This is a genomic window from Paenibacillus sp. DMB20, assembly GCF_000987955.1.
Taxonomy (GTDB): domain Bacteria; phylum Bacillota; class Bacilli; order Paenibacillales; family Paenibacillaceae; genus Paenibacillus_AQ.
In genome coordinates this window covers 81,601-107,629 of the sequence record NZ_LAZU01000012.1, presented here as the reverse complement: position 1 = coordinate 107,629, position 26,029 = coordinate 81,601, and the positions used below count along the sequence as shown (strand labels likewise).

Here is a 26,029-nt window from a genome sequence, read left to right as displayed (position 1 = left end):
CTGAAAAATCCGAGTCACCTTAAACATAAAAATGATTCTTCTGTATATTTTCCCTGACCTTGCCCAGGTGGTTAAGCAAAGCCTGTTTTGCTCTCACGGGATCGCGTTCCTTGATCGCCTGGAGGATAAGCAAATGCTCCTCGTACACCTCGTCCTTTCGGCCCGGGATCTTCGCCGTCTTGCTGAGGGTCCTCTGCAGGAGATCCATATGCAGTTCGGTCATATTGACGAGAACAACGTTATGCGTTGCTTTCGCAATCGATAAATGGAAGGCTTGATCCGGTTCCGTCCGGTCTTCGCCATCGAGATCGATCTGCCCCCACTTCTCGAAGGCCGCTTCGATTTCTTTGATGTCGTCTTCCGTTGCGCGTTTTGCGGCCAGCTCTACAATGCCTGTCTCGAACAGTTCCCGCGCCTCCAGCAGCTCAATGATCGTGGCGCGCTCGATATTATCGATGATGCGGCTGCGGTCCTCAGCTTCATCAAGCGCCTTGCTGAGGTAACGTCCGCCGCCCGGCTTCACCTCGATCAACCCTTCACGCTCCAGAATGCGGAAGGCTTCCCTCAAGGTACCGCGGCTTATGCCGAACGATTGGGCAAGCTCCCGCTCCGTCGGCAGGACGTCTCCCGGGGAGAGATTCCCCTCCAGAATCAGATTTTTAATCTGTTCAATCACGTCCTCGTAAACACGGTGGTACTTAATTCTCTTGATGGTCATATGATTACCCTTTCTCTCTATCCCAAATTGGATCATCCAATTATCCGCACGTTTAGAATACTGGCATCTGGCAAGGCTGTCAAGCAAAAAAAATAACGCTTTCATTGCAATCCAACTGTTGAGGGTGTCCCTTTCCTGCCGTTCGAATCATAAACATGCTTCCGATTTTCATTTTTAGACGAAAAAAAACCGTTCAAGACAGACCATGGGTCTAAGTTTGAACGGTTTTTGGCGTGCAGCTATTTCTCTGGCGAATCTATAAACAGCGTATCCACGAAACTTCGGCAATACTGCTCGGCAATCTGCTCCGCATCGTATCCCATATCGCGCAGGTACAGGATCACATCGGCCCGCGGAAGCGTGACCAGCAGCAGGGATGTGAAGGCCGGGTCGAGCGGCTTTATGCTCCCTTGCTCGGACGCGTGTTCCAGAAGGCTTTTGATCTGCATTTGTAAATAGTTGAAAGGCGAATTCGTGCACAGATTGTTCTTGGACTCCTCCAGCCGCTCGGAGGTCAAGACAACCCGCAGCCATTCCAGATCTTCATTAATCAGAAGAACCACTCTGTACATAACGGTGCGGAGCCTGAGGGCAACCGGTTCTTCGCCGCTGCTGCGGAGGTAGTCGTCCAGATCCTGAAAAAACCGATCGATCTTCGCTTCCATCAGGGTTAGGCAGATTTTGCTCTTGCTCGGATAACGGCGGTACAGGGTTCCCTGACCGATCCCTGCCGTTTTCGCGACCTGATGCATGGAAACTTCCTCGACTCCGTATCTGTTAAATAAGGCTTGGGCCGTGTTCAGGATTTTTTGACCCAGCTCGTCATTCTCTTTTTTGCTTGCCATACCTGCATCCCTTTCTGAATCGAACACACGTGATCCTTACGCGGCGGATTTCTTTTCTTCAGCCGGGGAAGACGTACGTTTGACAAAGAAGCCCAGCACCAAGGCAATAACCGCAAGAACGAGTCCGGTTATAAAAGCGCTGTGAAGCCCCGCAACCATACTCTCCACCGGATTCATATCTCCGGTTGTCTCCACGTAATTTTTGGCTCCTGCCGTCATGATGCTGATAAAGAGTGCCATGCCGACAGCCCCGGCTACCTGCTGCAGCGTGTTCATGATCGCTGTTCCATGCGGATACAGCAGACGCGGCAGCTGATTCAAAGCCGTCGTTTGGGCGGGCATCATAACCATCGAGATCCCAATCATCATCATAACATGAAGGAAGATGACGTAGCCACCCGTCCATGAAGCATCGATGCGCGAAAACAGGAAGATAGCCGTACACAACAGAACCAGCCCCGGCATAATCAAAACTCTCGGTCCGAATTTATCGAAAAGCTTGCCCGTAATCGGCGCCATCAATCCGTTGATAATGCCGCCCGGCATCATGACAAGCCCCGCGGCCAGTGCGGTTAAGCCCAATGCATTTTGCAGGAACAACGGCAGCATGATCATCGTCGAGAACAAACTCATCATCAACACAAGCATGAGCACCGTCACAAGGGTGAACATGGGATACTTGAATGTACGAAGATCCAGCATCGGTTCCTTCATGCCCAATTGACGGCGTACGAAGATCAGCAAACTCAGGACCCCGGCCGTAATGCACCATACGACCTGCGGATCGGACCATTTTCCGCCGCCTGCGCTGCTGAATCCATACACAATCCCGCCGAAACCTACGGTTGACAAGAGGATCGAAGCCATATCCACCTTCGGTTTGGTCAATTCCGTCACATTCTTCAAGAATATCGCCGCAAACGCAATGGAGAACGCAGCCAGCGGTATAACCAGGTAGAACAACCAGCGCCAGCTAAGCGCATCCACGATGAATCCGGAAAGCGTGGGCCCGATCGCAGGGGCTGTCATGATAACCAACCCGATCATCCCCATCGCCGCTCCGCGATTTTGCGGCGGATAAATGGCAAGTATCGTATTCATCAGAACCGGCAGCATAAGCCCCGTTCCGAATGCCTGCAGAATACGGCCGAACAGCAGCACGCCGAATACCGGCGAAAACCCGCAGATGATCGTACCGACCAGAAATAGCGTCATTGCCCCGATAAACATCTGCCTCGTCGTAAACCACAATTGAAGCAGCGCCGTCACCGGGACCAGGATCCCGACAACCAGCATGTAGGAGGTTGACAGCCATTGAACCGTCGATTCCCCGATGCCAAACTGCTCCATCAGGCTCGGAAAAGCAATATTCAGCAGCGTCTCGTTCAAGATGGAAACGAACGCGCCAATAATCAGTGCCGCAACAATAGGCCCTCTCTTGATCTTGCTTAAATCAATCTTGGCCGAATCCGGCCCCATCCCCATATCCAAGTTGTTATCCTCCTTTGTTTCTGTATGCGGACAATTGTCCGGAAGCGCGTTTTTTATTCTATCGGACAATTGTCCGGACGTCAATGCACAAATGAATTTTTTTCCATAAACTTCGTTCTCATCGTTTTCGGCGTGCCTCCTGGCTCATCATGATGAGGCCTGTTGAATATGACTTATATTTGTTCAAAGCATGCCGTCATGCTCCGTATATGCTACAATGAGGGCATATTTTCAATATTCTGGAAAAGGAAGGAAGACGATGATCGCAATAGAGAAAATCGAGTATGAGCGCAAGTCCGTCTTACGGAATCTGCTGGAGCTGTATAAGTATGACTTCACGGAATACGATCCGGAAGACGTAAATGAGAACGGGCTGTATGAATATATGTACCTGGACCACTATTGGACAGAGGAAGGCAGGCATCCATACTTCATTCGGGTAAACGGTAAACTGGCCGGATTCGCCTTAGTGAGAGAATTGGGGACGGACGACCGGAACCGGACCATCTATGAGATGGCCGAATTTTTCGTCATGAAGAAGTACAGGCAGCAAAAGGTGGGACAGCATGCGGCTACCGCATTGTTCAATCAGTTCGGCGGAAGCTGGAGAGTGGCTCAGTTGGAAGCTAATCGGCCTGCCCAGGCATTTTGGGCCAAAACGATTGGGTCTTATACGAAAGGGGCCTGCCAAACCATAAGAGAGGAGCAGTGGGAAGGGCCGATTCTGACCTTTGTTACCGAAGCCGGATAAGCTGCCGCTAAAATGTGCCCACGTGAACTAACAAAAACGCTATCGTCCCCCTTCTAATGGACGATAGCGTTTCTGCGAGAATGTAAGCCGAGCATAAATCATCTAATACTTCTACCGGATTTGAAAATTCTAGGCTATACGAACAGCTCCATCACCGTCACCGGGACCTCGCAAGCTCCCGGACCAGCCTCAGCGCCGACCTGCCGCGCGCGCGTTTCAAATGCTCCTCCACATAACGGTAATCCGTCAATATCACCCCTGCATCGTGCATCGCATACGCAAAATCATCCTCGAACAACAGCCGGTATTCCCATACCCGTTTTTCATAGCTCGGAATGTGGGCCAGCATCCAAGGGTCCTCCGCACCGGGGTGAAAATACGTTTCGCTCACTCCATCCGGAAGCTTGTAAAGTCTGGCCAGAATGCTCTGCTTAAAGCTTTCATAGTTTTCACTCTCCAGCATTCCGAAGGGATGGGACAACAGGTAATCCGGGATCGGCACCCCGAACGTATCCGCGAGCGCGGACGCCAGCGCTACCGGCCGTTCGATGCCGGACAACGAGCTGAGCAGCGGATCCTCCCGATCGATATAGCGAAAAAGACGGGACGGCAGCCCCCAGCGGGAAATCCTCCACAACGTCTGCGGCAGCAGGCTTCGCCCGGTTTCCATGCCGTATAGGCTGCCCATATGGTTATCCACGTGGCTTATCGCGATGCCGGCTTTTGTAACCAGACGATGCTGTGCCTCGATCTCCTTCACCACCGCCTTGGTCTCCGCTGCCAGCTCGAATTCTTTCACTGTCCGGTACTGGAATCCGTTCTCGTCATGAAGCGACGGGTGGCCCGTCAAGCTTTTCCACCGCAAATGCTCAAACTCGCTGGTCATCGTCAGATGAAGCCCGATATTCGGCTGCTTCCGGCGGGCGCTCCACGCAGCCGCCTCTTCAAACCCGGGCGCCGGAGCCATAATGGTCGCTGACGACACCTTCCCCTCCTCCAGCAGATGTCGGATGGCCTTATTGGCAGCCGCGCTCTGGCCGAAATCGTCACAGTTGATGATCAGCCTTTTTTCCATGAGGTATGCCCCCTCCCGCTTTAAATTCGATTTTGGTTGCAAAAGAAATGGCAAACGCCAGCACGAGCAGGCACAACGGAACGACGCTGATCAGAACCCGGAACGCCGCTTCCGGATTGGCGCCCGGATTTTCACCGCTCTCATAACCGAAGATCAGCCCGATCACGAAAAAAGCCAGCGCCGAAATCAGTCCGCTCGAACGGGTAATGAACCCGCTGACCGCTGTATAGATTCCTTCTCTCCTGCGTCCCGTGCGCTCCGCGTCCTCATCGATGATGCTGCCGCCAACCATCGCCGGCGTGACGAGAAAGCCCGCAAGCCCGAAGCCGACGGCTATACCGGCTGCCACCCCGCTGAGCAGGTCATAACCGAACCAGAGCGGGATGACGGATAAACCGTACACCGCAAGCGACAGCCGCCAGGCCTTGACCCCATCCATCGTACGTATGATCCGGTACCAGACAAACACGAGCGGAATGACCGAAACGAACACCGACGCCAGCAAAATCGATACCTGCCCATCCGGGATGTTCAGGACGTATTTGGCGTAAAAAGGGATGATCGAGCTGATCAGTCCGTTGACCGTCTGGGCGAATGAATTCGAGATATTGAACACCCAGAACTTTTTGTTCTTCAGCGTCTCGCGGAACGCCTCAAGCAGCTTAAGGGGCTCCCCTTCTCCAGCCTCCGGCTTCTCTTGGACGCTTACCATGCACAGAAACATGAACGCGCCGAAGATGGCAGCATAGAGAACCGCCATGTTCGAAAAGCCCATCGCGTTGAATAAAATCGGCGTCAGCGCCGAACCGATCAAGAGCGCTACCACCTGATAGCCTTGCTGGATGGCGGAAGCCTTCGCTCGAACACGATCTCCCCGGAACAGCTCCGGAAACAGCGCGCCGTAATTCACCCACAGCACCGTTGCCACCGCCTCAAACAGGATCAGGGCCACCAAAAACCAGGTGAACAATCCGTTCTGCGAAAGCCCGTCCGGGGGCGAAAAAATAAGCACGAACGTCAGCATAAACAGCGGAATGGCCCCGAACACCCAGGGCCTGCGGCGCCCGTACCGGGTGCGGGTCCGGTCCGACCAATACCCGAACAGCGGGTTGTTGACGGCGTCCCAGATCAGAAAAATACTCCTTGCCAGCGTGGCCAGTCCAATGCCCAGCCCCAGTTTGTCGACGTAAAAATAACTGTAAAACGAGCTGAATGCCTGGCTCGGCACCATCATGGCAAACATCCCTAAAGCGAAGGTATACGGCGAATTGATCCAGCCGCGCTTCATGCGCTTTCCTCCCATACGTTTGGCATCCGGGACTGACGGGCTGATTATGCTGTACAGTATTCGGTGCAAAGGCGGTTTATACCTTCGGGCGGAGCGAAAAAAGGAGGCTCAGAAACACAAATAGGAGTTTTGGATATCCAAAACCCTCTATGCTGCCTAGCATCTTGCTCTTCGGCCGCTAGGGTAGTATATATTGAATAAAAAGTAATTCTACATTTAAGAGGTGAAGAATTGAACATTATCGAATTGGCAATTGTATTAGATGATACCGAGGGAAACCGTGCTGAACAATTTGACCTGGTTGCCTTGCCTTAACAACTTTGAGTATATCTGCCGCATGGACCGAAAATCGAAATGAATGGAGTAATAAAATGGCATTGCATATTATTAATGAGAACAATGATGAACTAAAGAATTATGTCAGGAATAAAATATTTGAGTATAATATGAAGCATTTTCCCGATGATTTGAAGGGGAAGTATCAAGAAATTCATATTTTTCTCAAAGACGAAGATGGTCAAGTCTGTGGAGGTATTCTTGGAGAGACTTGTTGGAACTGGCTAGAGATTCAGTATTTATTTGTGGAGCCTGAACATAGACGATATGGTTACGGAAAAAAACTCATCCATGAGGCCGAAAGAATCGCTAAAGAGAAGCAATGTGATTTTATAAAGGTAGATACATTAAGTTTTCAGGCTTTAGATTTTTACAAAAAAGAAGGATTCGAAGTATATGGGATTATTGAAAACGCAGGAAGACATAAACACTATTACATGAAAAAAGATTTATAAAATTAATTTTTGATAGTAACTCGGTAGGAGGCGCAAGGCACTACATATCATAATATTCACGCTTCGGGTCTGACGACCCTTCGGTTACCTGAGGTTTTACCACATATCAAGGGGGTGTCCCTGGTCAATGGACCTTTTGGGACACCCCCTTGCCTGAAACCGGATTTGGTTATTTCCCCGACAAATAAAGCCCAAGCTCGGATAAAAGCGCGCTTCCCACATACGTACCCGTGAATACGAAAACGGCGACGATCGCCACGCGCCAGGACGTTTTGCGAAGATCCACCAGCCTGTCGGCGACGGAAATGCCTGCGAACGCCAAAATCGGCGTCGTGATGGACAAGAAGCTGACGTTGCCGATCGCCTCAACGAACACATCCGAAATCAGGCAGCAGGTGAGCGAAACGATCGATACCCAGCCGAGGACGGGAAAATCCTGCAAAAATTTCAAAGGCACCTTTTTCATGAGGGAAGAGATCAGGACGCCGATGAAAGAAAAGAGCCACAGCACGGCCAAGCCGGCAATCGTCCCCATGGTAATATGACCTTCGCCGCTTTTGAAAAACTTCATTTGCTCCGTAAATAAAATAAGGCCGACGCTGAGCAGCAGCACGAGGGCATATTTGGCATATTTGTTCATACCGGTACTCATTTCTTCTCACCTCTGACCAATAATTTGTACATGAACCGCTGTAAAGGCACCGCCAGAAACACCATCGTGTACGTTCCGAGGAAGCTGGTAAGCAGCTGGCTTGCCGCAGCGTATCCGTTAATGGTCTGTTCCATTTCCGGTGCGCTGGCGATCAGAGCGGAAGATGAGCCTGTCATCATGCTTGCGGAACCGACGCCGGACGCCATGGCCAGCGCTTCGATCGAGAAGCCCGCGGCATGCATGATGGGCGCGATGATGCTGAAGAAAAGCGTACCGAACAACGTGCCGATAATATAAAGGGACAACACGCCCCGCCCTTCGGCGGAATCGAGCGTATATTTCTCGGAAATGTAGGCAAGTTCGCCTTCCCGGCCCAGCCCAAGCGTGGCGCCGATGGCTTCCCTTCTCAGGCCGATCAGAATGGCGATCGGAAGGCCCAGCAAAATTGTCCCCAGATTGCCGATCTCCTGAATGAGGAATACCCAGCCTACCTTCAATATATCTTCTATCCTAGGAGCGACGTCCGCACCGTATCTCGCCATGAGCGGCAGCATAATGAAGATCAGGTACTTGCCGGCAAAGCCGACGTTCTCCTTGCTGTAGATTTTTTTCATAAAGCCCTTGCGGAAGATCGAAAAGCCGAGCACCATCGTAATTAAAATCGCGAACACGAGGGGCAGCAGATTGATTTTCACAGAGCCGATCTTAATAGACTGAATGCCGATAAACTCGGCTGCGGCAATAACCGCCAGCACAAATGCAAGCAGGTATAAGTATTGTAATTTCGACTTCATGCCTTGTCCTCTTTTCTGTCAGTTAATTCGAGTTTACGATCGAAGCAAGCAGCTGCTCGTATTCGGCAAACGTACGGCGGTACAGCTTCGAGCGGTCGATGCGCCCGCTCATCCGTTCCAGTACCTGGGTCAGGAATCCAGGGAACACCTCATAAATAAACTCCGGATCGATGTCCTTGAAATCGTCGCCGTGAATGGTTCCCGTGAAGCCGCTGTAGCCGATCTGAATGCAGGGCATCATAAAGGCAAGGTCGCCGATGTCTCCTGCCGCGCTGATCGCATTGTTATTCCAAATATCGGCGATCTCCCCATTGCTCTGAAACGCCTCAAGCACGAACTCGGACAAATACCGGTCCTGGACAAACGGCAAATATCCCATTTGCGTCTTGATCTCGACCTCGCCCTGCAAAGCCATCGCGCTGCCCCTTGCCGCATCGTCCATCTTGGAAGCCGCTTCCTTCATGTAATCGACCGTCTGGGTCCGCAGGTCGCTGCCGACCGTAATCCGGTTCGGAATGACGTTCGTGGACATGTCCGATTCCATGACGATCGGGTTCATGCGAACCTTCTCGGCGTCCTTCATCTGCTGCCTGCTGAGGCCGAGCGCCACATTGAACAGGGTCGACATGCTGTAGGCATTCTTGGCGGAGAAAGGGTCGAAGCCCGCATGCGTTGCTTTCCCCGTAAACGTATAATGCTTGTACAAAAATCCGGCAAGGTCGCAGTTGATTTCGATCGTGCGCTTGGCAAATTCCCCTCCCATGGCGTGCACGCACAACCCGATATCGATATCGTCGAACACCCCAAGCTTCATCGCTTCGGGCTTTCCGCCGTAATAGGAGATCGTTCCGTTCGCGAGCAGCCCGTCACGGTAGACCAAATCCAAATATTCCTCAGCCGGAATAAAAATAAACGTCAGCGTAAAATCGAGCGCCTCATAAGCCTTCGTTTCAAAATAATGCTTGTATAAAGCAAGCGCGATCGCCACCTGGGTATAGTGGCCGCAATTGTGCGCCGCTCCCGTAGCTTTATCCGAATGCCAATGCGTCGGCGCATACACGGCGTCCAGCTCCGCAATGAAAGCGATGTTCAGCGGCTTGCCGCTGCCGAGCGATGTCCGCAAGCCCGTCGTGCTAAAGGATTGCAGATCGATATCCGGATTTACCTTTTTCAGAAAATCCTCAACCGTTTTTCTGGTTTTAAATTCCTTGTAGCCCAGCTCGGGATGATCGAAGATCGTCCGCGCGATTCCTGCAATTTCATCGTACTGTTCTTTAAAACTCATAGCTGCCTCCCTCTTATGAAAATAATCTCAATGTTATTTTGATTTTCATAGCTATGTCAATATAAATCACATTATATTATTTTCCTATAACTCTATAGGCGCATGAAATAACCTTGGTTAACCGTCTCCCTATTCATCCGGGATCACGCAGGATTCCGATAACAATAAGCAGAAACGTCGATATCCCTTAGAAAGGACCGACCGCTTTTTCCCAATAAATATAAGATAGGTTAAATCAATGATTTTGATGCTTTCATCCATACTCGCAAAAAGAGCGCCCCGGCCTTTACAATCGCTGGCCGGGACGCTCCATGGGATGCTTTATTTTGGATTGAATCCATTTCGTTAATCGTATTATTAATTCATGATGTTTATTTCACCAGAACGATTTTTGCCGCATTGCCGATCGGCGGCAGGCTGCGGGTCAGCACAGGGCTGTAGAAAGCCAGCACCTTATCGTCTTTTTTCAAATCGCTTGCCTTCACTTCCTTGCCGTCCTGGTCCGTGATGACCGTTTCAGGGGACAGATTCAGCACGACTTCCTCCGGGGAGGCTTCGGTCATGCCAAAGCCTTTAACGGTGATCCGCGTACCGTTATCCTTAGCCGAAACCTCGGTCAGCGTTCCCGACGTTCCGATGAGGTCTTTCATTTCAGAGTCCTTCTTCACCTTGATTTCACGGGCATAGGTTTGGCCCGGGAGGCTCATCGTCATGGCCAGGCTGTGCACAACCTCGATATCGAGTCCCAGCGACAGGTCCTTAAGTCCGATTTTGTCCCCGGCCGCGTTCGTAATCACGGTGTTCTCATCCACGTTCAGGATGATTCCTTCCGTACCCGCACCATTAATATGCACCGCTTGCCGCTTCTCCTCATTGTGAATGCCGGTAATGGTGCCCTTTGCCGTTACGGTTTTCACCTCCTCGGCTTCCAACGTAATGCTCACCTTGTTTCCTTCTACCGTCACGCCAGCATGGAGAACGTCACTGAAAAACTTCGCCGGAACAAACAACGTGCCGCCTTTGTTAGTCGGAGCCGCGCCCAGCTGTACGAGCATTTTGTTTACATTATAGGCGTCCTTGTCCGTCGTAACGAGGGTCCATACCGGCGTGCCAGGCTTGGTCAGCTCCGCGGAGCGTTCCTTCACGTTCCACTCGATCTCAAAGCCCAAAGCTTCCGAAATTTCACGCAACGGCACCATGACCTGTTTCGCTTCGTTGTTCATATATCCCGTGTTTCTGGCTTCTTTGCCATTGATCGATACCACATAATCCAGAACGGCCGAAATGACCTCTGCCTTCGCTTGGTTCTCTCCCTGACCGGCATCGCCGGCCGGTGCGGCATATACCGCGGTGCCCGATACGGCCAAAGCCGATACCAGCAGCGCCGCCGCCTGCTTCTTGAATTGCTTCTTCATGTGCTTCATCCTTTCTGGTTGTATAGAGACTTGGCAATCCTTTCATATCTACTGACGCACCCAATCGACAGGATGTTGCAATCGCAGCGTCTTTCACGATAGTTCTTCTTAATGATCCTTCTATATAAGGGATTTATGGTTTACACTATGGCAAAGGCCGGAAAGCATAAATTGATGATTGTCTGATAGCGTTTGGGCATTCTATCATTCACTGCAGTACAACCGGGGAGGAGAGCCTCTGATGAGCATAGAGCCGTTATCTTTCGTCCCGTCGTTCAGGCGGGCCAATTCCGTCATGAACCGTACCCTGAACCGCATCGAAAAGCCGGATTTGGCCGTTCAGATCCACTATTGGGGTTTCATGCCCCGCCACTTCGACAATACGGAGCATAAACATTCGTTTTTCGAAGCTTGTTACGTGTTAACAGGATACGGCTCCTACATAGAAGAAAATACGGAATTCCCGCTTCAACCCGGTACCCTGTTTCTATCCAGACCGGGTATTCAGCACCGGATTTTGAGCAAGGAGGGGCTGGCCCTGTGTTACGTGGCCTTCGAGCCGGAGGAACCGGCTTGCAGCGACCTTTACGCCGCCGCTTTCGGGCTGCTTGCCGAACAGGGCATCCCTGTGCTTCAAGAAGGGGCCGACCAAACAACTGGACTTCTGTGGCTTTCTCTTTTATCCCTGTTTAATCCGTCTTCAACCGGCATAAACTGCCCGCCGCCCGTGCTGCACAGCATGGCTGCATCCCTGATCTTGTCCATCCTTTCCGCCCACGGGCCCGGCTTTTACAAAGAGGGCGGCGAAACGGTCAAGCATGAGGAAGGCGCCTCCATGATACATCAGGCCGAATTGTTTATTAAGGACAACCTGAGCGAGCCGCTCTCACTGGAGCGTGTTGCCGGTCACCTGCACATCACGACACGGCATTTGACAAGATTATTCCGCAACTTCGGCCATCAGTCCTTTGTCCATTACGTGCAAGAGCAGCGAGTGCAAAAGGCCAAGAATCTCCTTCTGAACACGGACCATCAGATCAAACAGATTGCCACATTGTGCGGCTTTGAATCCGTGCACTACTTCACGCGCGTATTTACGTCCAAACTTGGCGTAACCCCCGCCCGCTTCCGGCGTTCGCAATTTACGGAGGGACGCTACGATTCCGAACAATAGTTTGGCTTTGGAATCCATGTCCTGATTGTACAAAAAGACTTCCTCTTTTTATAAAGACGTTTTCTCCCTTCTCCTTCTACAATAGGATCGTAAGCTGACCATAGGAAGGGAGGATGCATCCATCCATGAAACTTGTAACGGCCTTTCAAAAATATCCTATTAATCATTTAGACTTCCAGGACAGCCCCGTGTTCATGCAGCAAGGGACGAACTTGTGGTGCTCGTTCATCATATCCGCTTATAAAGAGACGGCAAGTCGCAGAGGCACCTTTTTTATAACGCTCGACGGTACCCACGGAGCCGATTTTCCTGCATTGCTGGATCCCCTGCGGCAAGCCTGTGAAAAGGAGGGCATTCCTTTTTCATGCGATTTTACGGCGCATTACGTGAAGCCCGAATCGGAGCTTCGGTCGGAAATGGCTTCTTACCTGACGGATAACCGCGCATTCGGCTATAAAGCAAACGATGTCCGTCCTATGCAATATTTCCGGAGCGATGCCAAAGCGTCCTTGGAGAAAAAAGCTCTTGAACTTGCTGCTAAAGGCGGAGTTTATGTATTGTTCGGTCCGGGAGCTTCACTCCTGGCTGGAAATGAACCCGGTCTCGCCTTCTTTGCCGACTACTCCCGGGAAAACCAGCAGCTGCGTCATGCACAGCGTATGGGCAGCTTCGGCTTCGGCGAATCGGCCGACAAGGTCGAGACCTATAAAAACTGCCTATTCCTTGAATGGCCCGTATGGGAGCCTTACCGCCGCGACTGGTTGGCGTTGCATGCCGGACATCCGGATAAAAAGGCTTACTACTATATGGACTTGAATCGTCCTGAAGATCCGGTATGGCTGCCGGTCGAAGCTTTAAAGAAAGTATTGAAAAAAGCGGCAAAGCAGCCGTTTCGGGTAAAGCCGTTTTTTGCGCCCGGTATCTGGGGCGGGCAATTTTTAAAGGAATTGTGCGACCTTCCTGAAGAATGGCCGAACTGCGCCTGGAGCTTTGAGCCCATCGCTCCCGAAAATACGCTTCTTCTCGAAGTACAGGGCATCACCGTAGAAGTGCCGTTCACCCTCCTTATGGAGGAAGCCCCCTATGACATTTTGGGAGAGCGCAATGTAGGGCTGTTCGGCAATTATTTCCCAATCCGGTTCGACTACTTGGATACGATGCAGGGAGGAGAATTATCGCTTCAGGTCCATCCTCGGCAGGAATATGTCGAGTCTACATTCAACGAGCATATGACGCAGCAAGAATCCTATTACATTATGGAGAATACGCCGAGAGCCAAGGTGTATCTGGGACTGAAAGAGGGAGTCACCGGGGAGAAGCTGCTTGAGGCGGTGGAAAACGCCCATGCGACAAAAGAGCCGCTTGTGTTGTCTTCCTATGCGAACGAATACGAATCGGAGAAAGGAGATTTGTATCTCATTCCTCCGGGAACGGTGCACTGCTCCGGCAGAGACAATCTGGTTCTGGAAATTTCTTCGACCACCTGGTGGTTCACCTTTAAAATTTACGATTATCTGCGTCTCGATGCGGATGGCAAACCGCGCCCGATGAATCCCGAGCATGCACGGCACAATATCAACGATTCCATGGACACACGGGCCGTGGAAAGCGGACTGATCGCCCGCCCGGCGGTGGTCGGCACTCAAGGCAATAACTCGGAGGAACTGCTGGGACAACGCGATGATCTCCTGTTCCAGGTCAGCAGACTGTCTCTGCGGGACACCTGGCAAACGGACACCCGCGGCGAATTTGTGATGTACAATCTCGTGGAAGGCGAGCGCGTCCGTCTTGTGCCGGCGAATAACGAAGCAGCGGCGGTTGAATGGGGATATGCCGAAGCCTATATCGTTCCGGCCAGCGTAGGAGAATATCGTCTGGAGAACCTCTCCGGTTCCCCGTGCACGCTTGTTGCCGCCAGAGTAAATCCGGATTGGAGCCTTCCGCTTCTTCCGCCTTCCTGGACGCGCGGCAAGGAGGCCTCCCATGCGATCCGGTGACGGACCGGACTTCGGGGCCGGAGCACCTGCCGAAATCACGCTCGCGCTGGATGCCGGAGGAACCGTTTTAAAGGGGGCCCTTCTCGTCAACGGGCAGGTCGTACCCGGTTCGTTCATGAGCCGGCCTTCGGAATCCCAGGGGCCCGCATCCGGCACGATCGCCGGCTTTGCCGGGGCATGCCTTCGACTGCTCCGTTTTTATACCTTCGCTTACGGACCTTTGCACAGGAACGATGAGGTCCGGATCGGATTTGCTTTTCCCGGGCCGTTCGATTATGAGGAAGGCATTGCGCTTCTTCAGGGCGTCGGCAAATATGAAGCCCTGTACAAAATGTCCGTTCGGGACCTGCTCCGTGCGGAGCTTCATCAGCACTCTACCAATACACCGGGCATCATAACCGATTTGCTCGCTTCAGCCGATATCCGGTTCGGGAATGACGCCCTCATGTTCGGACTCGGAATCGGCCTCCGCTTCCCGTCAGAACGGCTGATATGCCTCACGCTCGGTACCGGATTGGGCTCAGCTTTCGTCGAGAACGGGCAGCTCGTCTCCGCTACGGATGGAGTGCCGTTAAACGGAATGCTGTTTGCGGAACCATACCGCGACAGTATCGTTGACGACTATTTTGGGAGAAGAGGCATTCTCGGGATGGCTTCGCAGCGGGGAATCCTTGCGGAGAACACCGATGTAGCGGATCTGGCGGAGGCGGCCAAGCTCGGAGACGCCGAAGCCCTGGAATTGTTCCATGAATACGGCAGACGGCTTGGAGAGATGCTTTTGCCTTATGTTATCGCTTTCAAGCCCGACCGCATCGTGCTCGGAGGACAGATTTCCAACAGTTTCGCTCTCTGGGAAAACGACATGCAGCAGTCTCTCGGCACGTTTTCGCTTCCGGTCCTCCAGTTGCAGGACGGGATAGCCGATGTATTTAAAGGCATTCATAAGCTATTCGAAGATACGGATGGACATCCATCCGCCTCACTTCATAAATAGGAGGTTACCTAAAATATGAACAGTCTAGACAAGAACGAGCATAAGCCTGTCCGTCCCTGGACCATCTATGCCATCCACCATTCCCACACGGATATCGGTTATACGGAGCGCCAGGAAAGGATCGAACAGTACCATGTCGATTTTATTCGCCAGGCCCTGAAAATTTCGGAAGCGGCCCACCGCGGGGAGCGTCCGGAGTGGAAATCCTTCCGCTGGACATGCGAAACGTTCTGGGCCGTGGAAAGATTCCTGGAGGAAGCTTCGGCCGAGGAAAAAGAAGCTTTCCAGCAGGCCGTAGCCCGAGGGAATATCGAGCTGTCGGGAACTTACCTGAACATGACCGAGCTGCCCGACTTTGACCTCCTTCTCCGAAACCACGGCAAGGCCCAACAGTATGCAAAATCATTCGGACACCGGATCGACAGCGCGATGACGGCCGACATCAACGGATACAGCTGGGGTTATGCCGCAAGCCTGCTGCAAAACAACATTGAGCATCTGTTCTCCTGTATCCACACGCATCACGGCATGTACCCGCTTGGCCGCAAGCAAACCCCGTTCTGGTGGGAAACGCCGGACGGCGGCAAGCTGCTCGTCTGGAACGGGGAGCACTATATGTTCGGCAATGAGCTGGGCTTCTGTCCGGACGCGCTGGGCAAATACATCATCAAGGACGAAATTCAGCATTTCTGATGGAGCCTGAGCAACGTCATGACGAGATCGCCTCCATACGGATTAACCGTTATCTATGGAACCTCGAAGAGGAGCAATATCCTTATTCCTTCGTTCCGGTCATGGTTTCGGGCCTTGGGACGGACAATGCTTCCCCAAACGCGGATATTGCGGAATGGATCGCGAAGTGGAATGAACAACACGGCGACCGGATCACGATCAAGATGGCTACGCTTTCCGAGTTCTTCGCGGCGCTGAAGCAGGAAGACCTGTCCTCGCTCCCGGTAAATCGGGGCGACTGGCCGGACTGGTGGACCGACGGCGTTGCCTCCACGGCGATGCACACCCAGATCTACCGCGATGCCCAGCGTACGCTGCGGAAAGTAAAAAGCCTGGATCCTAACCATGAAGCGGCAAGCCTGGCCGACATTGACGAAGCGTCGCAGGCGCTGACGATGTATGCCGAGCATACGTGGGGATATCATTCCTCCGTTTACGAGCCTTGGCATCCGCAGGTACAGATGCTTGAAGTTCGAAAGCAGTCCTACGCGGCCGAAGCCAGCAAGCTGGCTTACCGTGCCCTGGATAAAGCGTTGATTGCTCGCAAAGGGGCTCTTCTGGCTCCTAAACGTCCGCTGCGGTACGAAGTCATTAATACCGAACCCGCCAAAGCAACGCTGCAGGTGACGATTCCGCTGGATGGATGGGAAACCGTGCTGCTGCAGAAGGAGTTCCAGCTGATCAACGAATCGACGGGGCAAGCCGTACCGTACCAGCTGTCCCATACGCAAGCCATCATCGCCGAGCTGATGCTTTTGCCTGGCGAGTCCCGCACGCTTCATATTCGTCCGGTCGATAACGCGGGCCTCTATGCCCATTGGAAAAAGATCGTGACGGCCCGCAATACCGAATCGATCGCTTGCGAAGGAATCGCCGATATCTGGTCGCCGTCTTCCTCCGAACATCCGATCCGCATAAGCGACGATTTCATGGAATCCGAAACGATGCGGATCGAGTGGAAAATGAATGAAGGAATCACCGCATGGATCGACAAAACCCTCTCCGCCGACCTGCTGGACAAGAACCGCAAGCATGCGCCGTTCACTCCGGTATATGAAGTGACTCCGGCTCAGGATGAACATAGTCCTTCACAGATCTGCTCAACACGGTCACGCATGGGCCGGAACCGGAAAGGGATGAACGTTCAGCGGGACAGCGGCCGCCTGACCGGGGTGAAGGTGCTGGACAACGGACCTTTGTTCGCGCTTGTGGAGCTTGTGTTTGAAGTGAAGGGACTCAGCTATTACGCCCTTCACCTCAAAATGTTCGCAAACCAGCCTCGCGTTGAGGTATCCGTCCGCTTCCATAAGGACAGCGTTTGGCTCCCGGAAAACGTTTATGTGGCTCTGCCGTTCTCCATGGGATCGGAAGCGGAGCTTTACGTGGAAAAAGCCGGCGGCCCCCTTCGTCCGTGGAAGGATCAGCTTCCGGGTTCCTGCCTGGATTACACCGCCGTCCAGGAAGGCTTGTTCTGGCACTCGGCCAAAGACAAGGAAGCTCTTGCTCTCTCCATGACGGATACGCCTCTGCTGCAGCTGGGTACCCTGGAGCACGAGCCGCGGAAGCTTCATACGATGCAATCCGAGGACAGTCTTCCTTCGACGTATGCATGGATTTTGACCAACTACTGGGAAACCAATTTTAAAGCCACGCTCGGCGGTTTCTATGAATTCCGCTATGCGGTTGAGCGACTGCACCAGGTTGATCCGCAAGAGACCGTGGGAGCCCTTCACGCCTCCACCGGACAATTTACTGTTCATCGCATTCAATCCTAGCTACTCCTACGCTGACTCATCACCGACAAAAGGGGCGTCCAAAGGTCAACCGACCTTTGGGCGCCCCTTCATTTATTCGCGTTCAAGCCTATGCAGCCCGTATAGTTTGCTTCACGGTACTCCTACCCCTTGACCGATCCGGCCACCATGCCTTTCATGATCTGCTCCTGCATGATCAGATAAACAATGATGGTCGGAATGACCGCAATCGCCATCGCTCCCATGGTCAGGCTGTAATCCGTACCGAAGCCGTCGGAGAACAGGGACAGGCTCAGCGGCAGCGTCTTTAAGCTTTGCGAGTTGATGAACACGAGCGCAAAGGAGAAATCGTTCCAGAACCGGAGAAAAGCCAGGATCGCGATGGTGGCCACGATCGGCGTGCACAAAGGAACGATGATTCTTCCGAAGATTCCCCACCAGCCATTGCCGTCGATCATCGCCGCCTCCTCCACCTCTCGCGGAATGGACGCCATGTACGCCATCGCCAGGAAGATCGCGATCGGCAGTTCAAACGCCGTGTACGGCAGGATCAGCGCACCATAGGTGTTCAGCAGCCCGATTTCCTTCATCATCAGGAATAACGGAACGAGGGTGCTGTGGATCGGAATCAGCATCCCGGCGAGAAACAAGGCGATAACAACCTTTTTGAAAGGAAACCGGAATCTCGCCAGCACATAGGCTGCCAAAAGGCTTAAAGCCAACGTGAGCAGCACGGAAATAAGCGTTACGATCGTCGAGTTGAGCATGGCGCGTCCCATGTTCCCCAGTTCCCATGCCCGGACGATATTTTCTTTCATCCAGACGAGGGGAAGGCCGTAAGGCCGGTTGAAGAAATCCTGATTGGTCTTGAACGCGCTGATAAACAGCCAGTACAGCGGATACAGGGTGAGTACGGCGTAAACCAGCAGTATCAGCTTCACCAGACCGGACAGCCCTTTGCCTGCCATCTTCCGCTCACGCTGGCCTGATGAGACGGGTCCCGCCCCTGACGGCGCTGAAAGTCTTTGTTGTTTCACAAGCCTCCTCCTTCCCGTCAAGCTTCTTTTTTTCGGGTCAGCACATAATTGATGCCGATCAACAGAGCGCTGATGATCATAATCAAGGTGGATACGGCAGAGCCGTAACCATACCGGTAAACATCAAACGTATTGTTGTACATGTACGTGGCCAGCAGCTCCGTCGATTGGGCCGGCCCTCCCCCCGTCATGACAATGACATGGTCGAAGGCCTTCAGGCTTCCCGAGATGCACAGCACCAGCGTAACCACGACCGTGCCCCAGATGATAGGCAGGGTGACATATAACAATTTCCTCCAGCCCGAAGCTCCGTCAATTTTGGCGGCGTCGCCGATTTCGGGCGATATGTTCTGCAGAGCCGCGATAAAGATGACCATGTAAGGCCCGATATTGCTCCAGTTGATCGGAATGGTGATCGCCAGCATATTGACGCTCGGATCCGACAGCCATGCGCGGGTCCAGGATTCCAGGCCGATCATCTCAAGCACTTTATTGGCGATACCGAACTGCGGATTATAAATATAGCCCCAGATCAGACCGACCACAACGGTCGATAGCACCATCGGCATGAATACCGCGGAACGGATCAATCGGGTGAAAAAGGAGTTTTTCATCAGCAGGAGTGCCAGCACAAGGGCGACCGGCACCTGGCCGATGATGGAGGACGCCACGACAATCAAGTTGTTGCGCAGCGCTCTCCAGAATATAGGGTCCTGCAAAATCTCGCTGTAGTTGCCAAATCCGATAAAGCGGGCCGCACCGAACCCTTTCCAGTCAAAAAAGCCGTAATACGCCGACCAGAAGACCGGAATGATAACGAACAGCAGGAACAGCAGGAGCGCCGGAAGCAGGGCAAGAGCGATAAATCCTTTACTTCGAACGGCGGTTGGCATGAGCGGGCCTCCTCTCTTCTGCGTGCATCACTGTTAAGTTATTGAGCGGCAGACCGGGCCTGCGCATCCTGAAGCTTTTTCGCTATGCCTTCCGGCGCTCCGCCCATCATCAGCTCCTGCAGGCCGTTATTGATCACATCGGCGGCTTCCGCGGATAAATATGCATCGTATACCGGAGTAATGCCCGTTTTCTTGACCAGATTAAATGCCTTGTAATACAGCGGGGTGACTTTGGCTTCGTCGATTTCCGTATCGTACATCACCATGGAGTTGCTCTCGGCAATCGCCTTTTGGGCTTCCGGTCCGCTGACGGTGTACAGCAGCTTCAACGCTGCCTCCCTAGCTGCACCTTCGGTCCGCTTGCTGAGTGCGAGACCTCCTCCCGCTCCGCCGGAAATCGTGTTCGGGTCGCCCTTGCCTCCCGGGATGGACGGCAGCACCGTGACATCGATCGCTTTCATCTGCTCATCGGTTGCCGAAGCGGCAAGATTCGTAAGCGTCCAGGCTCCGCTGATCATCATGGCGGCGTTCCCCTGAACGAAATACTGCTCCGCCTGCGTATTGTCTATGCTGTTCGCGCCTTCCTGAAAGGCTTTGTTGTCCACAAGCTCCTTGAAGTATCCCAGGGCTTTCACGAACTCGGGATCGGTAAACTTGGCGTCTTTCTGCGCTACCGCGTTTTTAAACCATTCCGTGCCGGTCACCCGGTCCGCAAGCGATCCGAGAATCGTGGATTGTGCTACCCAAGGGGCTTTGTTGCCGAGCGCAATCGGCGTGATGCCCTTCTCGTTAAACGCCTTGACCGCCGTCATCATCTCTTCCCAGGTTGTCGGCACCTTCACGTTATGCTTCTCGAACAACTCCGTGTTGTAATACAGGATCGAGGTGGCCGACATGCCGAGCGGTGCCGAGTAAATTTCGTTCTCCTCAAATCTGAAAGGATCAAAGGCACCCTCAAAGAACTTGTCCTTCCACTCCGGATGCTGTTCCATCACGTCTGTAATCGGTTGCAACAGTCCCGCTTTGTACAATTCGGCGGATTGGCTGCCCGCATAAACGAAAAACAAATCCGGCAGCTCATTCGCCGCCGCTACCGTGCTGAGGCGCTGACGGTACCCGTCCGGCGGAATCGCCTGGGCATCCAGCTCGACGTTCGGGTTTTCCTGGGCGAACTGGTCGATGAAGCTGCGCACCGTTTTGGCCCTGAGGTCATCGCCCGCAAAATTGTGCCAGATCGTCAGCTTCACCTTATCCCCTTTGTTAGCGGTTTCAGTTTTCGGCTCGCTTTTTCCGCAACCTGCCAAAACCATCGTCAGCACCAGCAGCATCAAACCCATTTTACGCATTGATTTCATGGTCAATCCTCCTTAGAGTTCCTTGAATAACCCAAGTATAGAAGAGGAGGCCCCGAGCCCGTAGGGGACAAAATTCAGTCGATAGAGGGACGATTTTCGGTTTTCGACCGATATTCCGAAGGCGTAACGCCCGTGAATTTTTTAAACAGCCGGTTAAAATATTTCAAATCCTCATAGCCGACGCTGTTCGCCACCTCGCTGATTTTGGCCGGCGTTTCGGTAAGGAGGCTCATGGCTTTGCGCATTCTGGCCCGGGTTACATACTCTATATAGTTTTGGCCGGTCTCCCTTTTAAACATTTCGCTGAAATAGTTCGGGTTCATGTGCACATGTTTGGCTACCTGCTGCAAGGACAGCCCTTGATCCAGATGCTCATGGATATAAGCCGCCGCCCGCTGAACAGGATTCGCCCCGTTGACAAGCCCGGCATACTGCACCATGACGTCTTCGAAGTATTCAAACAGGACGCAATCCGGCTGTTTCGACAGACCCGCCATGACCGGAGCGTCTGGGCCCGGCGGTTCGCAGGCGCGGCCGACCGAGAGGGCGGCCCGTTCCAGCCAGCGCTGCCCCGATACGATCAGCGACTGAAAATATGCCTGAACCGACTCGGGCGTCGCTTCAGGATCCGAACGGACGCGTTCAACAAGATGGGTTACTCCGGCCCGCAGCTTTTCCGCGTCCCCGGAACGGAGCCAACCCGCCAGTTCCCTCTCCTCTTCCAGCGTACATAACGATCTGACGCCTTTGCGATCGCAAATATTTTCATAAAAGACATGCCCGCGTCCATCCAGCAGCCATTCGTAAGAAGCCGCCTCAGCGGCGGTTTCAAAAGCCAGCCTGAGCTGGCGCGCCTCGCCCACCGGTTGTCCGCAGGCCGTAAAGGTCTGAACGTCCAGTTCCTCCCCCGCTTTCCGAACCGCGGACTCCAGACGGGCGGAGGACCAAACCGGATCCCCGTCGATTCTGGCCAGAAGCAGCATGGATTCGTTCCACTGCAGCCACTCGCAGCTGCAGGATAGAAGATCGCTCAGTTTATCGCCCAACAGCCGGTACAGCTCCTCTGAAACCCCGGCTATTTCCTGGCTCTTAGGGTCAACCTTCAACTTAATCATCCCGATTTGCAAATGATGCTTGCCGGGTGTCACCCGAAGGCCGGGATACCGGCTCAGCAGCTCCGTCACCGTCCCTTCGTCCGGCGGGGATGACGAACCCAGCACTCTTCTCAGAAAGCCGCGGTTTACCGCTTCTTCCTGAACCTTGCCCTGCCGCTCCAGCTGCCTGCGCTGCTCGATCCGGTCTTTTGCCCGCATGGCAGCCTGAATGACTTCGTCCGGCCGGCTTGTTTTCAGCAGGTATTCGCTCACGCCTTCCCGCATCGCCTGCTGGGCATAGGCAAATTCGTCAAAACCCGAAATCACGATCAGCTCCGTATCGGGCCATGCCTTTCGGATCTCCCGAGCCAACTCGATGCCGCTGAGACCCGTCATCCGAATATCCGTAAACACGATATCCGGCTCCTCCTCCGGCATTCGGTTCAGCGCCTCTTCTGCCGAAACCGCAGGCTCAAGCACCGTAAAGCCGCTGCCCTGCCAGTCGATCACCGTGCTTAATCCCGTGCGGATGATGACCTCGTCGTCCACGATCAGCACTTTCATCATGTTTCTCTCCCTTCTCTTCCAATCCGTAAAACCTTAACCATCGGCGCCTGGTTCCGGAATCGTAAAGCTTACCCGCGTCCCCTGGCCTTCTGTGCTCTCGATTTCAAGACCGGACTCCTTCCCGTAGTGAAGCTGAAGCCGGTTATTGACATTGCGCAGGCCGAATCCGCCTTGGGCAGGCCGTTCCTTTTCCTGGGACGGAGGCTCGCCAAGCCGGGCCTTAAGCCAGGACAAGCGCTCGCCGCTCATGCCGATTCCATCGTCCTCGACCGTAAAATGAATCCCTTCTTCTTCACGATTGGCATAAATCCGGATGATGCCCAGGCCGTCCCTTTTCAAAATCCCGTGCTGCAGCGCATTCTCGACCAGCGGCTGCAGCAGCAGCTTCAGCATGGTCTGTTCCCGTACAGGATCCTCCATCACGACTTCAAGCCTCAGCTTATCCGGGTAGCGGATCGATTGAATGTTCGCGTAATTCCGGACATGCTCCATCTCCTGCTGGACCGTGCAGTATTCCTGGCCGTTATTCAGGCTGAACCTTAGAAAATCGCTCAGCGATCCGACCATTTCGGCGATTTTGCCGTCTTTGTTCATCAGGGCAAGCCATTGAATGGACGAAAGGGTGTTATATAAAAAATGCGGATTGATCTGCACCTGCAAAGCCTGCATGTCCGCTTCCTTCTTAAGCGATTCGTTCAGCTTGACCTCCTCCGTCAGCTTCACGATCCGTGAGTTTAGCCGGTTATAGCTGATGACAAGCTGCCCCACCTCATCGATCGTCGTGACGGGAATGGCCGGCAGCGGTTCCTCCGGGCTTGAGTTTTTCAGGAATCGGGCCAGAACGGTCAGCGGCTTCGTGATTTTCTGGATCAAAAAAACGACAAGAATGATGACGAGAAGCCCGGCAACGGTAACGGCGACGGCGGTCAGGGTCAGCACATACTGGTTCTGCGAACGGTATTCCTCGGCCGGAATCATGCCGACGAGCTTCCAGTTCACCCCTTCCACCGATTTGTAAAGCACGGTCTTCTTGTCCTGCCCTTCGCCGTAATTCAGCGTCCCGCTCTCGCCATCCATCGGCTTCATCCCCGGATACAACGCGGACAATTTCGTATTCGCCTCCACGTCGGGCGGACCCGCGATAATCCGGTCCTGCTCGTCCAGAAGCAGCACGAACCCGCTTTTCTCAAGCGCCGCCTGCCGGACCTGATAAGCGATGACCCCTTGATCGATATTGATCTGCACCTTCCCGATATGCTTGTACTTGTCCGTGCTTCGGATCGGGCGAGCCAGCGTGATCACCCGCCGCATTCCGTCCGACGTCCACTGCCGGTGGACGTAAGACCACCACTTGGGACGCTCCTTGTAGTACTCGGGAATGTCCTCCGTAATGTCGCGGAACTCCGACCGTATGAGCGATTTATGGGAAATCGGCTGCTTGGCGCCGAGGGGCTCAATGATGATGTTGGCGATATACTCCTTCGAAAACGCCAAATTCGTCAAAAAACTGATGATGGACGTCTGCTGCGTGTAATTGCTTTCCCTCTCCGGGGATTTCAGATAGCTTTGCACCCCGCTGTGCCCGATCAGAAAAATGGACATGTTCTCCACGTCCTTGACCATGGTAACCAGATAAGCCTCCAGCTGCCGCAGGGTGTTCATTCCCGATATTTTGGCTTTCTCCTCGGTAATGCCGCCCGCCATGTTGTAGGAGAACAAACCAAGGAACAGAAGCGGAACCATCGTCGCAATGATGATCAGGAGCGACAGCTTGTGCTTCAGCGATCTGCCCAGCCATTTCTTCATGTTTTCACCTCACTCCTTATGTGCCCGATGCCGGGGAACCTTGTTTTCGGACGGCGGCTGTACGCCGCAAGCGCTTGCAGCCCGGCAGTTTTAGAATCTATCTTAGAATATTCATCCCGGAAGAGTAAATGGTTTGTTTCATTTTGACGGGGATAAATCCGACGTTATACTTGCGAATTGTTTTAAATGCCACGTTTGGGTGCGGATCATTCATTGTATGGGGTGAAAGGGGTTGAGGGGCTTTGATGATACCGAACTACGTCAGGCCATAGCTGACGTAGTGGAGGGTGATATCGAAAAATTCGAATCAATCGTGGAATTATGCCAAAGACCGATTTTTCTCTACTGCTATCACATGCTGGGCCATCATTCCGAAGCCGAGGACAGGCGGACGTTAACAAAACCCCCGTTCCCTAGCCGCTTAGCATTGCCAGCGGTCCGGAAACGGGGGTTCTCATATGCTCATGGCCGTATGTGTTTTTTAGCCTTTTATGCCGTTACAGCTTCACGATTTTCCCGGCTGCCTGGGACTCAAACGCCCCCAGGATCACGTTCAGCGAACGCAAGCCTTCCTCGCCGGAAATCGACGGCGGCGTATTCGTGAGAATCGATTCCACGAACGCATCGATCACGCCGCTCGGCACCTGTTTCTCGTTGGTCGCCATGGCGCCGACCTTGTAGGTCTCGACCGTTCCGTCCGTCAGCTCGACAATGACCTCGTCGCCGTTTACGGTACCGATCTTCATCACGCCGTTCTCGCACCATACCACGGTGCCGTTGTCGCCGCCTTTATAATGCGTCCAGCTGGCCATCAGCGTGCCGACGGCGCCGCTCTTCATGCGGACGATACAGGTCGCGTTGTCGTCCACGTCGGTTCCTTCCTTGTGGATCGTGCCGATAAAGCCCGCAACCTCCACGACCTCGTCATTAAGCAAATAACGGATAAAGTCGGATTTATGCACGCCGAGATCGCCCATGGCGCCCATGGCCGCTTCCTCCTTGCGGAAAAACCAGCTGTCCCGCCCGTCGACGCTCCAGCTCTCCGGACCGGGATGCCCGAACGAAGTGCGGAAGGTAAGCACTTTACCCAGCTTGCCGGAATCAAGGATTTCCTTCGCCTTGACATGCGGCGGCATCAGGCGCTGATTGTGGCCGACCATGAGGTACACCCCGTTTTTGCGGGCCGCCTCAATCATCCGCTCCCCTTCCTCCGCCGTCGTTGCCATCGGCTTTTCAACCAAAACATGCAGGCCGGCATTCGCTGCAGCAATGCTCATCGGCGCATGAAGATAGTTCGGCGTACAGACGCTAACCGCATCCAGCTTTTCGTTTTTCAGCAGCTCTTCGTAGCTTGTATATGCTTTTCCGCCGTACAACGCGGCGATTTCCTCCACGCGTTCCTTTACCGGATCGGCGAAGGCAACCAGCTCAACGTTGGGGTTAGCGGCATATTCGGGAATGTGCCTGCGCTGGGCAATCGCGCCGCAGCGAGGACAGCTACTTTAATTTTACTCATATGGG

Annotated in this window: 21 protein-coding genes and 1 pseudogene; 7 read left to right on the top strand and 15 right to left on the bottom strand. The window is 53.4% G+C overall.

The window, feature by feature from the left end; translation table 11 throughout:
* Positions 1-19: 19 nt before the first annotated feature.
* The 3 genes from XI25_RS04165 to XI25_RS04155 all read right to left on the bottom strand — a co-directional run bounded on the left by XI25_RS04165 (position 20) and on the right by XI25_RS04155 (position 3,042).
* Positions 20-718 carry a FadR/GntR family transcriptional regulator gene (locus tag XI25_RS04165; protein ID WP_046677498.1) on the bottom strand — a complete coding sequence of 233 codons (699 nt, stop codon included), beginning with the start codon at positions 716-718 and terminating at the stop codon, positions 20-22.
* Between the two features lie 239 nt (positions 719-957).
* Entirely contained in the window at positions 958-1,563 is a 606-nt protein-coding gene (locus tag XI25_RS04160) for a TetR/AcrR family transcriptional regulator (RefSeq protein WP_046677497.1), read from the bottom strand.
* A gap of 36 nt (positions 1,564-1,599) precedes the next feature.
* Positions 1,600-3,042: an MDR family MFS transporter gene (locus XI25_RS04155; RefSeq protein ID WP_442950357.1), complete on the bottom strand. Its 1,443-nt coding sequence runs from the start codon at positions 3,040-3,042 to the stop codon at positions 1,600-1,602.
* Positions 3,043-3,313: 271 nt separating this feature from the next.
* Here XI25_RS04155 and XI25_RS04150 point away from each other — a divergent pair, with 271 nt between their 5' ends.
* Positions 3,314-3,805, top strand: coding sequence for a GNAT family N-acetyltransferase (locus XI25_RS04150; protein WP_046677495.1), 492 nt, complete (start codon positions 3,314-3,316; stop codon positions 3,803-3,805).
* 157 nt (positions 3,806-3,962) lie between these two features.
* Here the strand turns inward: XI25_RS04150 and XI25_RS04145 are convergent, their stop codons facing one another.
* Together XI25_RS04145 and XI25_RS04140 are read right to left on the bottom strand one after the other, a co-directional pair.
* Positions 3,963-4,880, bottom strand: coding sequence for a polysaccharide deacetylase family protein (locus XI25_RS04145; protein ID WP_046677494.1), 918 nt, complete (start codon positions 4,878-4,880; stop codon positions 3,963-3,965).
* Positions 4,852-6,168: an MFS transporter gene (locus XI25_RS04140; protein WP_046677493.1), complete on the bottom strand. Its 1,317-nt coding sequence runs from the start codon at positions 6,166-6,168 to the stop codon at positions 4,852-4,854. Before XI25_RS04140 ends, XI25_RS04145 begins: the two co-directional genes overlap by 29 nt.
* A gap of 371 nt (positions 6,169-6,539) precedes the next feature.
* On the opposite strand from XI25_RS04140, the gene XI25_RS04135 reads away from it, so the two are divergent.
* A complete protein-coding gene (locus XI25_RS04135) occupies positions 6,540-6,959 on the top strand; it encodes a GNAT family N-acetyltransferase (RefSeq protein ID WP_046677492.1) in 420 nt (139 codons plus the stop codon).
* 169 nt (positions 6,960-7,128) lie between these two features.
* Here XI25_RS04135 and XI25_RS04130 read toward each other — a convergent pair whose 3' ends face one another.
* The 4 genes from XI25_RS04130 to XI25_RS04115 all read right to left on the bottom strand — a co-directional run bounded on the left by XI25_RS04130 (position 7,129) and on the right by XI25_RS04115 (position 11,105).
* A complete protein-coding gene (locus XI25_RS04130; RefSeq protein ID WP_046677491.1) occupies positions 7,129-7,611 on the bottom strand; it encodes a hypothetical protein in 483 nt (160 codons plus the stop codon).
* Positions 7,608-8,405: a DUF3100 domain-containing protein gene (locus XI25_RS04125; RefSeq protein ID WP_046677490.1), complete on the bottom strand. Its 798-nt coding sequence runs from the start codon at positions 8,403-8,405 to the stop codon at positions 7,608-7,610. Before XI25_RS04125 ends, XI25_RS04130 begins: the two co-directional genes overlap by 4 nt.
* 22 nt (positions 8,406-8,427) lie before the next feature.
* A complete protein-coding gene (locus XI25_RS04120; protein WP_046677489.1) occupies positions 8,428-9,690 on the bottom strand; it encodes a M20/M25/M40 family metallo-hydrolase in 1,263 nt (420 codons plus the stop codon).
* 371 nt (positions 9,691-10,061) lie between these two features.
* The gene (locus tag XI25_RS04115) at positions 10,062-11,105 is read right to left on the bottom strand and encodes a copper amine oxidase N-terminal domain-containing protein (RefSeq protein ID WP_046677488.1); all 1,044 of its coding nucleotides are present in this window, start codon (positions 11,103-11,105) and stop codon (positions 10,062-10,064) included.
* A gap of 241 nt (positions 11,106-11,346) precedes the next feature.
* On the opposite strand from XI25_RS04115, the gene XI25_RS04110 reads away from it, so the two are divergent.
* From XI25_RS04110 to XI25_RS04095, 5 genes are all read left to right on the top strand, one after another.
* Positions 11,347-12,279: an AraC family transcriptional regulator gene (locus XI25_RS04110; protein WP_046677487.1), complete on the top strand. Its 933-nt coding sequence runs from the start codon at positions 11,347-11,349 to the stop codon at positions 12,277-12,279.
* 125 nt (positions 12,280-12,404) lie between these two features.
* Positions 12,405-14,276, top strand: coding sequence for a class I mannose-6-phosphate isomerase (locus XI25_RS04105; protein ID WP_046677555.1), 1,872 nt, complete (start codon positions 12,405-12,407; stop codon positions 14,274-14,276).
* On the top strand, positions 14,263-15,270 hold the full coding sequence (locus tag XI25_RS04100; protein WP_046677486.1) for an ROK family protein: 1,008 nt from the start codon (positions 14,263-14,265) through the stop codon (positions 15,268-15,270). Before XI25_RS04105 ends, XI25_RS04100 begins: the two co-directional genes overlap by 14 nt.
* Before the next feature lie 15 nt (positions 15,271-15,285).
* Positions 15,286-15,963, top strand: a complete 678-nt coding sequence (locus tag XI25_RS34105; RefSeq protein ID WP_235439650.1) for a hypothetical protein — start codon at positions 15,286-15,288, stop codon at positions 15,961-15,963.
* Entirely contained in the window at positions 15,963-17,777 is a 1,815-nt protein-coding gene (locus tag XI25_RS04095) for a glycoside hydrolase (RefSeq protein ID WP_235439649.1), read from the top strand. Before XI25_RS34105 ends, XI25_RS04095 begins: the two co-directional genes overlap by 1 nt.
* A 122-nt stretch (positions 17,778-17,899) precedes the next feature.
* Here XI25_RS04095 and XI25_RS04090 read toward each other — a convergent pair whose 3' ends face one another.
* The 6 genes and pseudogenes from XI25_RS04090 to XI25_RS04065 form a co-directional block, all read right to left on the bottom strand.
* A complete protein-coding gene (locus XI25_RS04090) occupies positions 17,900-18,724 on the bottom strand; it encodes a carbohydrate ABC transporter permease (RefSeq protein WP_046677554.1) in 825 nt (274 codons plus the stop codon).
* 86 nt (positions 18,725-18,810) lie between these two features.
* Positions 18,811-19,686, bottom strand: coding sequence for a carbohydrate ABC transporter permease (locus XI25_RS04085; protein ID WP_046677485.1), 876 nt, complete (start codon positions 19,684-19,686; stop codon positions 18,811-18,813).
* A gap of 38 nt (positions 19,687-19,724) precedes the next feature.
* Positions 19,725-21,041 (bottom strand): extracellular solute-binding protein, encoded by a 1,317-nt coding sequence (locus tag XI25_RS04080; protein WP_046677484.1) that lies wholly within the window; start codon positions 21,039-21,041, stop codon positions 19,725-19,727.
* Positions 21,042-21,115: 74 nt separating this feature from the next.
* Entirely contained in the window at positions 21,116-22,702 is a 1,587-nt protein-coding gene (locus tag XI25_RS04075) for a response regulator transcription factor (protein ID WP_235439648.1), read from the bottom strand.
* A gap of 33 nt (positions 22,703-22,735) precedes the next feature.
* On the bottom strand, positions 22,736-24,508 hold the full coding sequence (locus XI25_RS04070) for a cache domain-containing sensor histidine kinase (protein WP_046677483.1): 1,773 nt from the start codon (positions 24,506-24,508) through the stop codon (positions 22,736-22,738).
* Positions 24,509-25,005: 497 nt separating this feature from the next.
* Positions 25,006-26,024: pseudogene (locus XI25_RS04065) on the bottom strand (Gfo/Idh/MocA family protein).
* Between the last annotated feature and the right edge of the window lie 5 nt (positions 26,025-26,029).